The 14,340-nt window shown below is 66.6% G+C and carries 12 protein-coding genes; 5 read left to right on the top strand and 7 right to left on the bottom strand.

All coding sequences use genetic code 11. The annotated features are described in order from the left end of the window. From AB2M62_RS04495 to secB, 5 genes are all read right to left on the bottom strand, one after another. Window positions 1-1,536, bottom strand: a complete 1,536-nt coding sequence (locus tag AB2M62_RS04495) for a chemotaxis protein CheW (RefSeq protein WP_404338167.1) — start codon at window positions 1,534-1,536, stop codon at window positions 1-3. Further along, window positions 1,533-4,001: a PAS domain S-box protein gene (locus AB2M62_RS04500; RefSeq protein WP_404338169.1), complete on the bottom strand. Its 2,469-nt coding sequence runs from the start codon at window positions 3,999-4,001 to the stop codon at window positions 1,533-1,535. Before AB2M62_RS04500 ends, AB2M62_RS04495 begins: the two co-directional genes overlap by 4 nt. Window positions 4,002-4,420: 419 nt before the next feature. Further along, a complete protein-coding gene (trpS, locus tag AB2M62_RS04505) occupies window positions 4,421-5,422 on the bottom strand; it encodes a tryptophan--tRNA ligase (protein WP_404338171.1) in 1,002 nt (333 codons plus the stop codon). A 15-nt stretch (window positions 5,423-5,437) separates the two neighbouring features. Beyond that, a complete protein-coding gene (gene murJ, locus AB2M62_RS04510) occupies window positions 5,438-7,003 on the bottom strand; it encodes a murein biosynthesis integral membrane protein MurJ (RefSeq protein WP_404338173.1) in 1,566 nt (521 codons plus the stop codon). Window positions 7,004-7,093: 90 nt separating this feature from the next. Then, window positions 7,094-7,603, bottom strand: coding sequence for a protein-export chaperone SecB (secB, locus tag AB2M62_RS04515; protein WP_404338175.1), 510 nt, complete (start codon window positions 7,601-7,603; stop codon window positions 7,094-7,096). A gap of 186 nt (window positions 7,604-7,789) precedes the next feature. On the opposite strand from secB, the gene AB2M62_RS04520 reads away from it, so the two are divergent. Genes AB2M62_RS04520 through AB2M62_RS04535 form a run of 4 tightly spaced genes read left to right on the top strand, consistent with a single transcriptional unit; the run spans window position 7,790 to window position 12,029 of the window. Next, window positions 7,790-8,410, top strand: coding sequence for a Tim44/TimA family putative adaptor protein (locus tag AB2M62_RS04520; protein ID WP_404339801.1), 621 nt, complete (start codon window positions 7,790-7,792; stop codon window positions 8,408-8,410). Window positions 8,411-8,424: 14 nt separating this feature from the next. Next, a complete protein-coding gene (locus AB2M62_RS04525) occupies window positions 8,425-9,717 on the top strand; it encodes a murein transglycosylase A (protein WP_404338177.1) in 1,293 nt (430 codons plus the stop codon). After that, window positions 9,714-10,304, top strand: a complete 591-nt coding sequence (locus AB2M62_RS04530; RefSeq protein ID WP_404338179.1) for a Smr/MutS family protein — start codon at window positions 9,714-9,716, stop codon at window positions 10,302-10,304. Before AB2M62_RS04525 ends, AB2M62_RS04530 begins: the two co-directional genes overlap by 4 nt. A 51-nt stretch (window positions 10,305-10,355) precedes the next feature. Further along, window positions 10,356-12,029: a putative bifunctional diguanylate cyclase/phosphodiesterase gene (locus tag AB2M62_RS04535; RefSeq protein ID WP_404338181.1), complete on the top strand. Its 1,674-nt coding sequence runs from the start codon at window positions 10,356-10,358 to the stop codon at window positions 12,027-12,029. On the opposite strand, the gene dapE is transcribed toward AB2M62_RS04535, so the two are convergent. Further along, complete coding sequence (gene dapE / locus AB2M62_RS04540; RefSeq protein ID WP_404338183.1) at window positions 12,026-13,138, bottom strand: succinyl-diaminopimelate desuccinylase; 1,113 nt, start codon at window positions 13,136-13,138, stop codon at window positions 12,026-12,028. The two genes, AB2M62_RS04535 and dapE, sit on opposite strands and share 4 nt — an antisense overlap. Window positions 13,139-13,167: 29 nt before the next feature. Here dapE and AB2M62_RS04545 point away from each other — a divergent pair, with 29 nt between their 5' ends. Next, complete coding sequence (locus AB2M62_RS04545) at window positions 13,168-13,629, top strand: cupin domain-containing protein (RefSeq protein WP_404338184.1); 462 nt, start codon at window positions 13,168-13,170, stop codon at window positions 13,627-13,629. 5 nt (window positions 13,630-13,634) lie between these two features. Here AB2M62_RS04545 and AB2M62_RS04550 read toward each other — a convergent pair whose 3' ends face one another. Beyond that, on the bottom strand, window positions 13,635-14,300 hold the full coding sequence (locus AB2M62_RS04550; protein WP_404338186.1) for a glutathione S-transferase family protein: 666 nt from the start codon (window positions 14,298-14,300) through the stop codon (window positions 13,635-13,637). Between the last annotated feature and the right edge of the window lie 40 nt (window positions 14,301-14,340).

Genomic DNA, 14,340 nt, shown 5'->3' on the forward strand with positions numbered 1-14,340 from the left:
TCAGGCGAGCCGCGTCGCCTCTTCGGCGAGATCGCACAGGGTGATCGCTTCGGGTTTCTCGCCGAACTTGGCATCGACGAAGAAGTTCGCGGCGTCGGCGCCCGGTTTGCCAGGGCGGCGATGGACGACCGAGCGAACGACGGTCTCTAGCCGGTCGACGACGAGGCCGGTGAACCGGCCTTCGCTCTCGACCACCAGCACTACCGCATCGGCGCGGGTGCCGCCGAGCATCTCGGAACCGGAGAGATCGAGCAGCGGCAGCGGCGCGCCATTATAGCTGGCGATGCCCTGGAGCGCCGAGCCCGAGCGGTTGAGCCCGGTGCGCGCTTGCGGGTAGGGGATGATCTGCTTGACCGAAGCGAGCGCGGCGGCGCGGCGGCGATTGCCGGCGACGAAGACGAGGAACGGCTTGCGATCCTCCTGCATCTCGGCGTTCGCGGCGGCGCGAATCGGATCGCCGGCCTTTTCGCGGCTGAGCGCGCCGATCATACGCAGCGCGTCGCTGCGGAGGAGAGCTTCGCCGTCCAGCAACAGGTTCTGGCGGCCCTCATGGTCGACGATCGCGCCGCGGAACAGCGTGAGGCGTTCGGCGAGCGCCTGGGGCAGTGCGCGTACCGAGCGATCGGTGATCGGCAGGATTCGCTCGACCCGATCGATCTTGACCCCGAGCAGGTGCTTGTCCTCGAGGCGGAGGATGATGACGGCGCCGCCAGGGGCATCGGCGGCGCGGCCGGAAAGCCCAAACAGCGCGAGATCGTCGACGACCGGGACCTCCTGGCCGAGATAGGGGACGACGCCGATCCATTTGCTCTGCTGCGCGACACTGGGGCGAAGCTGGGCATTGGGGACGGTGGCGACGACGAGGCCGGCATCGAGCGCGAGATTGGCACCGGCGACCGAGACAAGCACGACCGCGCTGCGGCTGCCTGCACCGGCAGTTTCGGGCCCGTTCTTCTGCTCGCGGGCATGCGGCACGCCGGGCAGCGCGAGCACGGCGGCGGGATCGAGCAACCCGACCAGCGAATTGCCATAGGGAAAGCTGCTCGACACGATGCGAGGATCGTCGGCGGCGACGGTGAAGGGCTGGACCGAGTCGCGAGCGATGCGCGCGAGCCCCGAGACCGAATCCATCACGACACCGATCAGCGCCGATTCGTGGCGCAGGATCAGCACGACGCCGTGCGAATCCGCGCGCGGACCGAAGCCGAGTTGCTCGGCAACGTCGAGGACCGGGATCACTCGGCCGCGGATGACGATCGACCCCGCCGAGGCGCCTGCGCCCGAGAAGCTGGGCTGCAGCTTTTCGGGAAGCGGCACGACTTCGCGGACGTTGATCGCCGGCACCGCGAGATCGCGGCCGCACAGCCGGACGAGGCCGACGTCGAGCAGGCTGGGCTCGCTGTCGCAGGAGAGCGCGAGCGCGCCATCCGACGACGGCATCGGGAGCGTGTCGGCCGTGTCTAACTCGACGCCGGCCTTGGCCGCCTCCAGCACGGGGCTTGCATCGGCCGCGTTGAACGCGGCGGGCGCGTTCACCCGTGGGCCTGCGTCGAAGAGGCCGAGGCGAGCTCGCCGATCATATCGACGACCTTGAAGGTGACTTCTTCCTGGCTGTTGGCCGAATCGGCGATCTCGGTGATCGAACGCGCAGTCTTCTCGACGCTCTTGACGATGCCTTCGAATGCGGCGCGCGCAGTCTGCGAACGTTCAGTACCGTGGGCGACACGATCGCTCGACTCCTCGATGAGGCGCGAGATTTCGGTCGCGGCCTCGGCGCTGCGCTCGGCGAGCTTGCGGACTTCCTCGGCGACGACCGAGAAGCCGACGCCGTGCTCGCCCGCGCGCGCTGCCTCGATCGCGGCGTTGAACGCAAGCAGGTTGGTCTGGCTGGCGAGCTCGCCGATCACGCCGACGATCTTGGCGATCTGGCCCGACGACTTGCTGATCAACTCGATCGATTCGATCGCGTTGTTGATCGCCGCGCTGCCTTCGGTGGCGGCGCTCTCGGTCTCCTCGGCAAGCGCCGAGGCGCCCTGTGCACCTTCCGAAATGGTCGTGATCGACTTGGTCAGCTGGTTGACCATGCCGTGCATCTCCTGGCTCTTGGTCGCGATCTTGAGCTCGAGTTCGACCTGGGCCGAGATGTCATAGGCGTGCTTGATCACGCGGACCGGCTTTCCCGAAAGATCGTAGACCGGGCTGTAGCTAGCCTGGATATGAACGTCGCGGCCGTATTTGCCGAGCCGGTGGAAGCGGCCTGTGTGCGTCTCGCCATTGTTGAGGCGGCGCCAGAAGTCGCCATATTCCTTCGACTTCAGATATTCGGGCATGCAGAACATGCTGTGGTGCTGGCCGACGATCTCGCGCAGCGAATAGCCCATCACCGCGAGGAAATTGCCGTTGGCGGTGAGCACGTTGCCGTCGAGATCGAATTCGATCGTCGCCTGGCTGCGCTCAATCGCGTCGAGGCGGTTCTCCACTTCGATCGAACGGAGCTTGTCCTCGGTGACCTCCATCGCATAGGTGACGAGCTTGTAGGGCTTTCCGCAGGTATCCAGTATCGGATTCACGGTCGCGCGGATCCACACTTCGCGGCCGCCCTTGGCGATCCGCTTGAATTCGCCCGACAGGAACTCGCCCTGCGAAACGCCCTCCGCGCGCTGGCGATAGGCTTCGCTCGCCGCGATTTCGGGCGCGATCAGCATGCGCTGGTCCTTGCCGCGAAGCTCCTCGATCGAATAGCCGACCATCTTGAGGAAATTGTCGTTGGCATAGAGGATCGAGCCGTCGAGCGCGGTTTCAAGCACGCATTCGGCGCGGCTGATCGCGTCGACCTTGCCCTGGAACTCGAGATTCTTGAGCTTAGCGTCGGTCATGTCGGTGGTGTATTCGACGACCTTCCACGGCTTGCCGTCGAGGTCGAAGATCGGATTGAAGCTCGAATAGACCCAGAGCTCGCGGCCGTCCTTGGTGACGCGGCGAAAATCACTGGCCTCTGCCTCGCCGCGGCCCATCTTGTACCAGAACTGGCGATAGTCCTGGTGGATGTGACAGCCGGGATGCGTGGTCTCTTCGTGGTGAACGCCCTCGAGCTCGTCGCGACGATAGCCGAACATCGCGCAGAACATCTCATTGGCATAGAGCAGCTTGCCCGACAGGTCATATTCGGCGACGCCGTGCTGGCGGCCGACGGCCTCGACCTTGCCTTCGGCCTCGGCGGCGGCGAGACGCTGCGCAGTGACGTCCATTGCGTATTTGACGATCTTCACCGGGCGGCCGCGCAGATCGAGGATCGGATTGTACGTCGCCTGGATCCAGATTTCCTTGCCGCCCTTGGCAAGGCGCTTGAACGCACCCGAATGATATTCCCCGCGGCCGAGCTTTTCCCAGAACTGCGCGTATTCGGCCGAGCGTCCATGCTCGGCAGTGCAGAACATGCGGTGATGCTGGCCGGCGATCTCACCCAGCTTGTAGCCGGTGACGGCAAGGAAATTCTCGTTCGCGGTGAGCACATTGCCGGCGAGATCGAATTCGATCACAGCCTGGGCGCGGCTGATCGCGGAGAGCAGGCCCTCGTGCAGCATGCTTTCCTGCTTGGTCTCGGTGACGTCCATGGCGATCTTGACGATGCGCACGACGGTCTCGCCTTCGAGCACCGGATAATATTTGGCGCGGATCCACACTTCGCGGCCGTCGCGGGCGATGCGCTTGAACTCGCCGTCCTTGGCGTTGCCACTGCGCAGTCCGAGCCAGAACAGCTCATATTCCGAGCTGCTTGCGAAGCCCGCGTCGCAGAACAGGCTGTGATGCTGGCCGATCACTTCTTCGGGGCCATAGCCCATGAAGCTGAGAAAGAGCGCGTTGGCGCGCAGCACGGTGCCGTCGGGCGCGAATTCGATCACGGCCTGCGACTGGTCGAGCATGAGCCCGAGCTGGCGAAGCATGGCGTCGGCGTCCTGGCCCGAGGACTTGCCGAGAGTTTGGCGAGGTTGAACGGTCATGCAGCCTGAATCCTGAGCATGCCGGACAGGGTTGGCATCCGAAACAATCCCGAATGTCTACAAACGCCTGCCTGGAAACCATATTATAGGCGGCGGAAGAACCGGATCGGCCTTTAAGTAGAATTACGGGTAGCCTGCCGGATGTACTTCTAAAATGGGGGGAATCCGCTCTGGAATGGAACGGTCGCCTCCGTCTGCCATCAAGGAAGGGTTTTGGAGCCGGTAGCCTTTATTGGTCGCGATCCCCGCCACGCACGCATTGTTGATCGCCACGCCATGGATCGTGTCCGGCGCGAGCCCGCGGACGAAGAACTCGTTGATTTGGGCGCGCGAGGAGGCAGTGCAAGCAGGGTGCGATACGCAGGAAAAGTCTCACTTAGCCATCGGCCGTCCACGCGCGAATAGGCGCGACGGTTTCGCTAGATCTGCAGCCCGACCGCCTGTTGTGCCGCCTTGAGCGTAGGCGCGGCAAGCGCCTGGGCGCGCGCGGCGCTCTTGGCGAGATGGGCACCCACTTCGGCGCGATCGTCGAGCAGCCGGGTCAGCCGGTCGCGGATCGGGCCGAGCACCGATACGGCGAGATCGGCGAGTGCCGGCTTGAACGCGCCGAAACCCTGCCCGGCGAATTCGCTCACCACCGATTGCGGATCGCGATCCGACAACGCGGCATAGATCGTCACGAGGTTTTTCGCCTCGGCGCGTTCGGCCAGACCGTCAAAGCTCTCGGGAAGCGCCTCGGGATCGGTGCGCGCCTTGCGGAACTTCTGCGCGATCGTGTCGTCATCGTCGATCAGGTTGATCCGGCTCATGTCCGAAGGATCGGATTTGGACATCTTCGCGCTGCCGTCGCGTAGAGACATGATCCGCGGCGCGGCCTTGGAGATCAGCGGCTCGGGCAGCGGGAACAGCTCGACGCCGAAATCGGTGTTGAACTTGGCGGCGATGTCGCGGGTCAGCTCGAGATGCTGCTTCTGGTCCTCGCCGACCGGCACGTGCGTCGCCTGGTAGACAAGGATGTCGGCGGCCTGGAGCACCGGATAGGTGAACAGGCCGACGCTGGCGCCGTCACGGTTCCTGCCGGCCTTGTCCTTCCATTGCGTCATGCGGTTGAGCCAGCCCATCCGCGCGGTGCCCTGGAGGATCCAGCAGAGTTCGGCATGGGCGGGCACGCGCGCCTGGTTGAACAGGATCGAGCGGTCGTCGATCCCGGCGGCGAGCAGGGTTGCGGCCATCTCGATCGTCGAATTGGCGAGCTCTGCGGGCGTGATGTTGCCCGTGAGCGCGTGGAGATCGGCGAGGAAGAACAGGCATTCGCTGCCGTCCTGCACGGCGTCCTGCATCGCGACCCACTGCTTGATCGCCCCGAGATAATTGCCGAGGTGGAGATTGCCGGTGGTCTGGATGCCGGAAATGACGCGCATCTGGGGTCCTTGGATTTACGAGGTGCGGCGGCGCCGGAGCAGCGCCTTGACGTCCGATAGGCGGAACGCGCCGGTTGCGAAACAGGCAAGGCCGTAGATCGCGCAGCCCGCGCCGACGAGGACGATCAGCGCGCCGTAACGCTCGACCATCGAGGCCGAGAGCCAGGGATCGAGCAGCCGATCGAAACCGAATAGGGCCAGACCCATCAGCAAGGCGGCGAGGACGAGGCGGGGGACGCGGCGCTTGAGCTGCGCGTCGGCAGTGAAATGGCCGCGGGCGTGGAGCGTGCGATAGAGCATGACGATGTTGACCGTCGAGGCCAGCGCGGTCGCCAGCGGTGGTCCGACATGGCCGATCAGCGGGATCAGGAGGAGGTTCGCGGCGATGTTCACTACGACCGACCAGATCGCATAGCGCACCGGGGTGCGGGTATCCTGCCTGGCATAATAGCCCGGGGTCAGCACCTTCACGAGCACATAGGAGGGCAGCCCGATCGAGAAGCCAGCGAGCGCCATCGCGCAGGCGCGGGTGTCGGCGGCATCGAACTGGCCATATTGGAACAGCCCGCGGACGATCGGCTCGGCCGCCACGATCAGCGCGACCATCGCCGGCAAGGTGAGGAACAGCGCGAGCTCCATGCCGCGGTTCTGCGTTTCCATCGCCTCGGCCTCGCGGCCCTGGCCGAGCAGGCGCGAGATGGTGGGGAGCAGAATCGTGCCCAGGCCGATGCCGATCATGCCGAGCGGCAGCTGGTTCAGCCGATCGGCATAATAAATGTAGGACAGCGAGCCTGACGCCAGAAGGCCGCCAGCGAGCGCGCTGGAGATCAGCAGGTTGATCTGCGACGCGCCGGCGCCCGCGGCGGCGGGGAGGATCAGCGCCATCAGCCGTTTGACTTCGGGATCGAGCCGCGGCCGGCGCGGGCGCAGCGACACGCCGGCGCGGCGGCAGGCGAGCGCCAGCCAGCCGAGCTGGAGCAGACCACCCACCGGCACGGCGATCGCCTGGGCGCGCGCGGTCTCGAACGGATCGCCGTTGAAGAAGACCAGCGCCGAGACCATCGCGATGTTGAGCAGGATCGGCGCCGCGGCATTGACCCAAAACTTATCGAGCGAATTGAGGATGCCGCCGAGCAACGATGCGAGGCTGATCAGCATCAGATAGGGGATGGTGTAGCGCGACAGTTCGACTGCGAAAGCAAACTGATCGTGCGTCGGATGCTGCTTATGGAAGCCGAGCGACATGGCCCAGGTCAGCGGCCATGCTGCGATCAGCATTGCTGCGGTCAGCACCAGCAGGATCGCAAATAGCACCGCCAATGCGCGCTCGGCAAAGGCGAGGCCCGCGGGCATGCCTTCCTCGCCGACCTTGCGGTTGAACATCGGGATGAATGCGGCGGAGAAGGCGCCTTCCGCGAACAGCGCGCGGAACATGTTGGGCAGGCGGAACGCGATGGTGAAAGCGTCCGAGGCGAAGCTGGCGCCGACATAGCGCGCCTGGAGCGAATCGCGGACCAGCGCGAGGACGCGGCTGGCAAGGGTGAGCCCGCCGACCGAACCGAGGCTGCGCGCGAGCTTCACGTCGCGGCAGCCGACAGAAATTCAGGAGAGGGGCCCCGGCTTTCGCCGGGGTGACGATGGTTGGTCACTGGCCCGTCCCCTGACGCGTGATCAGGCGTTGCCGGCCTGCTCGCCTTCGGCGAGGCTCTGCTGCTGCGCGCGCTGCTGCAGATAGATGCCGCCGAAATCGATCGGCTCGAGCAGCAGCGGCGGGAAGCCGCCGTCGCGCACGGCATCGGCGAGCACGCGGCGCGCGAAGGGGAAGAGGATACGTGGCGCTTCGCCGAGCAGGAAGGCGTCGAGCTGGTCGGCAGGGATGTTGCGGAGCGCGAACAGCCCGGCATAGGACAGATCGACGACGAAGGCGACCTGGCTCTCGGCCTGGGCGCGAACGTCGATCTTGAGGACGACTTCATAGACGTCTTCGGCGACCTGACCCGAGCCGATGTTGAACTGGACGTCGATCGCCGGGGCGGTCTGCGACTGGAACACGGCAGGTGCGTTGGGGTTCTCGAACGAGAAGTCCTTCACATATTGCGACAGGACGCCGGCGGCCGGCGCCGTGTCGGCGCCATTGGCTACGGGCTCGCCAAATTCGGCGCCGGTTTCGTTCTCTGCCATCGATTCCTCTTTTTGCGGAAAGTTTACCGCCCATCGGGCGTTTGGTCGCAAGCGCGCCTAGCAGGGGCTCGGCGCCAGTTCAATCGGCGGCGGATTGTCCCCGATTTGAAACCGGCGCCGTCCCGGCCTATGTACGCTTATAAGTGAGGCTTCGGAGGCTCAGTGTTTTACGTCATCCTGTTCGCAATGGTCGCCGGTTTCCTGGCGCTCCGCCTCTACTCGGTGCTTGGCAAGCGCACGGGGCATGAGCAGCCGCTTCCGAAACCCGCGGAGGAGCGCGTGGCGCCAGCACCGCTCGCGCGCACCATCGACGTGACGCCGGAGGTGCGCGACGGCGGCAGCCGCGCGATCAACTCAGGCGCCGAAACCGGGCTGCGCGCGGTCGTCTCGGCGGATTCGAGCTTCGACGTGGCGCAGTTCCTCGAAGGATCGAAAGCGGCCTATCGCATGATCCTCGAAGCCTTTTGGAAAGGCGACGAGGAAACGCTGGCCTGGCTGGTCGAGGATGATGTGCGCCAGGGCTTTTCCGAAGCGATCGCGGCGCGCCGCGAAGCCGGGCATGTGCTCGACAACCGGCTGGTGGTGATTGATCGCGCGGCGATTTCGGAGGCCTCGGTCGAGAACCGAGTCGCCAAGATCGCGGTGCGCTTCGACGCCGACATTGCCGCGATCACGCGTGACAAGGACGGCAATGTCGTCGCCGGCTCGATGAGCGACGCCGTCGAGACGCACGACGTGTGGACCTTCGCGCGCAACCTGCGTAGCGACGATCCCAACTGGAAGCTCGTCGAGACCGACGAAGCGTAACTAAGAGGGACGCCATGCGCGCTTGGGGGGTAGTCGCGCTCGCGACGCTGTTGGGCGCGTGCTCGGGCGGGCTGGTTCCGCCCCCGAGCGGGGCGGGGCCCGCGCCGCGCGAGACTCCCGCGCCAGGCCGCACGTCTGCACTTCCCGAAACCCCGTCGCAGCTGCCGGTGCGTCAGCCGATCGCGGCGACGCCGTTGCCGCCTGTCGTTGCGCCTGCGGCACCTGCCACGGCGACGACTGCGTTGGCGGCGGGGATCGTCGCAGGGCCGGGCATCGACACGCTGCCGATCGGCCAGCAAGGAGCGGAGCGCGCACTTGCCGCTTTCCGGTTGAGCTGCAGTTCGCTCCAGCGCCGTACCGATTCGACCGGGCTCACGCGCGGCAGCGACTGGGCGCCGGCATGTGTGGCAGCGCAGAACGTATCGGCGCGAGACGCCATCGCGTTCTTCCAGCGCAATTTCGAGACCGTCCAGGTCGCCGACGGAAAAGCCTTCGCCACCGGCTATTACGAACCCGAGATTCACGGGTCGCGTGATCGCCGGCCCGGTTATGAGGTGCCGATCTACGGCGTGCCGAAGGACATCATCGAGGCCGATCTCGGACTGTTCTCCGACGACCTCAAGGGCAAGCGCATCCGCGGCCGCGTCGACGGCAGCAAGTTCGTGCCCTATTTCGATAGGACCGCGATCGAAGACGGCGCTCTCGAAGGGCGCGCGCCGATCATTGCCTGGGCGGCCGATCCCGTCGAGATCTTCTTCCTCCAGGTCCAGGGGTCGGGGCGACTGCGGCTGCCCGATGGCGGGGTGATGCGGATCGGATATGCCGGGCAGAACGGCCGCGACTATACCGGCATCGGCAAGCTGATGAAGGACCGCGGGCTGCTCGCCCCGGGCCAAACCTCGATGCAGGGGATCATGGCCTATCTGCGCGAGCATCCCGAGGAAGGCCGCGCGATCATGCGCGAAAATAAGAGCTTCGTGTTCTTCAAGGAATTGACCGGGGCCGGGCCGCTCGGCGCGATGGGGCATCCAGTGACCGGCTGGACCAGCGTTGCGGCGGATCCCAAGTTCGTGCCGCTGGGTGCGCCGCTGTTCCTGTCGATGGATCGCACCGACGCGACCGGCATCTGGGTGGCGCAGGATACCGGCGGCGCGATCAAGGGCGCCAACCGCGTCGATACCTTCTGGGGCGCGGGCGATGACGCGCGGGCGATCGCGGGCGGGATGTCGGCGCGGGGCACCGCGTGGCTGCTGCTGCCGAAGGGTACGCTGGCACGGCTTCAGCCGGTGCCTGTCACCGCGCCGTGAAACGCAAGCTTGCGCCCGAGGAAGCGTTGCTGTGGAAGCGCGTGATTGCCTCGGTGACGCCGATGCCGGGAAAGCGCGTCGAGGCGGGGCGCCCCGCGCTTCCCGATAAGGATGCGCGGGACGCGCGCGCCAACGCGGCTAAGCCCGCCCCTGCGCCGCGTGCCGCGCCCGCAGACAAGACCGTCCTTCGCCCCAATCCCGCACCGCCCAAGAAGGAGGCGAGCAACACGCTCGACGCCTCCTGGGACCGCCGGCTCGGTCGCGGGCTGGTGTCGCCCGATTCCTCGATCGACTTGCATGGGCACAGCCTGGCCTCGGCCTATGACCGGCTCGATCACGGGCTCGATTTCGCGATCCGGCGCGGCGATCGGGTGCTGCTGCTCGTCACCGGCAAGCCGCCGCGTGCCGAATCTGAGCGGCCGCATGCCCGCGGCGCGATCCGTGCGGCGGTGGGCGATTGGCTCGCCTCGTCGCGGCATTCGGACAAGATCGCGGCGGTTCGCGGCGCGCATCCGCGGCATGGCGGCACTGGTGCGCTTTATATCGTGCTGCGGCGCCCGCGACTGCCTGCGCCGGGAAATTCTTAACTTATATCTGCGACGGTGCTTGCCGAGATAAGGGGTTAGGCAAGGCCGAAGGTGGAAGGATTTTCGCTCAAGAGCCGCGCCGTCGCATTTGCGATGTGCGCCGGGGCCGTGGCGTTCATTCTCGCCATCGCCGCCGCTGCGCCGGGTGAAATCACTGCCGACACCGCCGGCCGCGGGCTGATCGCCGCGATCGTCTGCGGAGTGATGTGCTGGGCCTCGGCCGAGCGCACGATTTCCGCCACTGCCGGCGCGATCGACGCCGCGATCGAACGCCTGTCGCGCGCCGCCAATGGCGATCTCGAAGGCGAAGTCCCCGAGGAGGTGCGCCGCTGCGTGCCGCCGCTGGCGCACGCAATGGAGGGACTGTTTCACCAGCTCCACGCCAATCTCGACAGCGTCCAGCGGCTGGCGATGTTCTGCCCGGTCACCGGGCTCGCCAACCGCACCAATTTCCGCCGCACCGCCGAGCGCGCCCTTGCCGAGTTGCCGCCCGGCACGGTGGCGGCGCTCTATTTCATCGATCTCGACCGGTTCAAGATCGTCAACGACACGATGGGCCATGCCACAGGCGATGTGCTGCTAGGCATGGTCGCCAACCGGCTGCGCGCGGCCGCCGATCGCTTCGCCGCCGAGATGGGCGGGCGTGCGCCGCTGATCGGGCGGCTGGCCGGCGACGAGTTCACGATGTTCTTCCCCGAGCTCGGCCATGTCCGCGATGCCGAGCGGATCGGGCGCGGTATCCTCTATGCGCTGTCGGAGCCGTTCGATCTTTCCGATCAGGAAATCTCGGTCGGCGCGTCGATCGGGATCGCGCTGCGGCCACGGCACGGCACCACGCTGCACGACCTGATGCGCGCCGCGGACGCCGCGATGTACCATGCCAAGGCGCAGGGCCGCGGGCGTGCCGAACATTTCACCGAGGCGCTGGCCAACGAGATGGCGGAGCGCGTCCAGCTCGAGAGCGATTTGCGCGCGGCGATCGACAAGAACGAATTCGCGCTGGTCTTCCAGCCCAAGGTCAGCGCGCAGGACGGGCGGATCGTGGGAGCGGAGGCGCTGCTGCGCTGGCGGCATCCCGGCGGGCTCAAGCTGCCCGGCGAGTTCATCCAGCGCGCCGAAGAGAGCGGCCTGATCGTCGATATCGGCGAATGGGTGGTGACGAGCGTCGCCGAGACGATCTCGCGCTGGGGCCGGCTGGGGCTCGAGCAGCGCCTCGCCGTCAACATCAGTCCGCGCGAGATCGATCATGCCAGCTTCTTCCACCGCCTGCGCGAGGCGATGCTGGCGGCGCAGGCGCCGGCGAGCCTGCTCGAGCTCGAGATCAGCGAGACCTTGGCGATGCACTGTTCGGGCGACGTGATCGACGCGATCACCTTGCTGCGCGCCGATGGTGCGACGGTGGCGATCGACGATTTCGGCACGGGCTATTCGAACCTTGCCCGCCTGCGCCAGCTGCCGGTCGACCGCGTCAAGCTCGACCGCAGCCTGATCGAGCATGTCGCCGACAAGCCGGAGGCACGGACGATCGCCCAGGCAGTGATCGGGCTGATCCACGGTCTCAACTGCGAAGCGGTGGCCGAAGGCATCGAGAGCGAGGCCCAGGCCGCGGTGCTCCGCGTGATCGGCTGCGACGTGCTGCAGGGCTATGCCATTGCCGAGCCGATGCCCGAACAGGCTTTCCTGCAATGGGCCACTGCCACCGAGCGATCGCGCCTCGCCAGCTAGAGCCGGCGCAACACCTCTTCATAGACATCGGCGAGCGCGGCGAGATCGGCGAGCGCGACGGCCTCGTCGAGCTTGTGCATCGTCGCGTTGATCAGGCCGAATTCGGCGACCGGGCAGAGCTTGACCAGATAGCGTGCGTCCGACGTGCCGCCGGTGGTCGAGAGCTCGGGAGTGACGCCCAGTTTGGCGAGGATCGCGTCGGCGAGGAGCGTCGACAGGCGGCCGGGCGCAGTGAGGAACGCCTCGCCATAGACGGTGCCGCGGACCTGGGCGGAGGGGGCATGACGGCGGACGATCGCCTCGATGCGGGAGACCAGATCGGCGCCGTTCTGCTCGTCGTTGAAGCGGATGCTGAGCCGCGCGCTGGCGTTGCCGGGAATGACGTTGGTCGCCGGATTGCCGGTGTGGATATCAGTGACTTCGATGTTCGACGCCTGGAACCACGCATTGCCGGTGTCGAGCTCGACGCCTTCGATCTCGGCGAGCGCGGCGACCAGGCGGGGGATCGGATTGTCGGCGAGATGGGGGTAGGCGACATGGCCCTGCCTGCCGGGCACGTCGATCCACACCACCACCGAGCCGCGACGGCCGATCTTGATCGTGTCGCCGAGCCGGTGCGCCGAAGTCGGTTCGCCGACCAGGCACATGTCGGGCTTGATCCCGCGCTCGGCCATCCGCTCGATCAGCCTGGGCGTGCCATAGGTGGCGGGGCCTTCCTCGTCGCCGGTGATGATCAGGCTGAGCATATTGCCCTCGGGCACGCGCCCCGCAGCGGCGACGAAGGCGGCGATCGCGCCCTTCATGTCGACCGCGCCGCGACCATAAAGCAAGCCGTCCCGAACCTCGGGCGTGAAGGCGCCGCTGGTCCAGCCCGGGCCGGGGGGCACGACATCGAGATGGCCGGCAAAAGCGAGATGGGTGCCGCCGGAGCCACGGACGGCGAGGAGGTTCTCGACCGGGCCGTCGGGGGCCTCGCCCTCGATGAAGCGCTCGACCTTGAAGCCGAGCGGGAGCAGTGCGGCTTCGAGCACGTCGAACACTGCGCCGCGGGCCGGCGTGACGCTTTCGGCGGCGATCAACGCCTTGGTTAGTTCGACGACGTCGGGCACAATGCCTCCCAATTGCAACGGAGGGGCCATTGCCCAAGCTTGACCTCGATACAATCCCGCAGACCAACGCCACCGGCTATCCGGCGCCGTTCGACGCGCCGGTGCAGGGGCGCTGGTATCGCAGGCTCGCGCCGCCGAGCGGGCTCACCGCGATGGGCGCGAGCCATGTTACGCTCAAGCCAGGTGCGTGGTCGTCGCAGCGGCACTGGCATGACGACGAGGACGAGCTGGTCGTCATGCTGGCAGGCGAGGCGGTGCTGGTCGAGGATGGCGGCGAGACGTTGCTGCGCGCCGGCGACTGCGCGACCTTCCCCAAGGGGCGCGCCGATGGCCATCACTTGCAGAACCGCAGCGACGCCGACTGCGTGTTCGTCGCCGTCAGCGCGGGAGGGCGCGGCGGCGGCGAATATCCCGACATCGACATGCGCTTCACTCCCGAGGGCTATTCCCACAAGGACGGGACGCCCTACGACACCAAGCGGATACCCTAGCCCGGTTACGCCGTCTCCGGCTTCTCGAACTGCTCGATCACCCAATCCTCTTCCTGCGCGCCGGCGATCCAATCCTGCAGGAAGGGATGCTGGAGCACCGAGAGCATATAGGTTTGGGCGAAGCGGGGGACGGGAAGCGAATAGGTGACGATCCGCGTCACCACGGGCGCGAACATGATGTCGACCGCGCCGAACGCGCCGAACAGGAAATCGCCACCGTCGCCGTGGCGGGCGCGGGCCTGGGCCCAGAGCTCCATGATCCGGGCGAGATCCTGACGGACGTCGTCGTCGACCGGGGCGGGCGGATAGACCTGGCGGATGTTCATGCTGTGCTTGCGGCGCAGCGCAGTGAAGCTGGAATGCATCTCCGCCGCCATCGAGCGGGCCATGGCGCGGGCGGCCATGTCTTCGGGCCAGAACCGGGTATTGCCGGTCTTGTCGTTGAGATAGTCGACGATCGCCAGGCTATCCCACACCACCGCCTCGCCATCCCAGAGGATCGGCACCTTGCCCGAGGACGGCGCGAACTCGGCACCTTCGCGGCGCTTGTCCCAGGCCTCGTCATAGAGCGGGACGACGACTTCCTCGAAGGGAAGTCCCGCTTGCTTGCAGGCGAGCCAGCCGCGCAGCGACCAGGAGGAATAGGCCTTGTTGCCGATGATGAGCTTCATGGCGCCCGGATAGCCGGGCTGGAGCGAACGGGCAACGCCG

The sequence above is a fragment of the Sphingomonas sp. MMS12-HWE2-04 genome, from assembly GCF_044881185.1.
Classification (GTDB): Bacteria; Pseudomonadota; Alphaproteobacteria; order Sphingomonadales; family Sphingomonadaceae; genus Sphingomonas.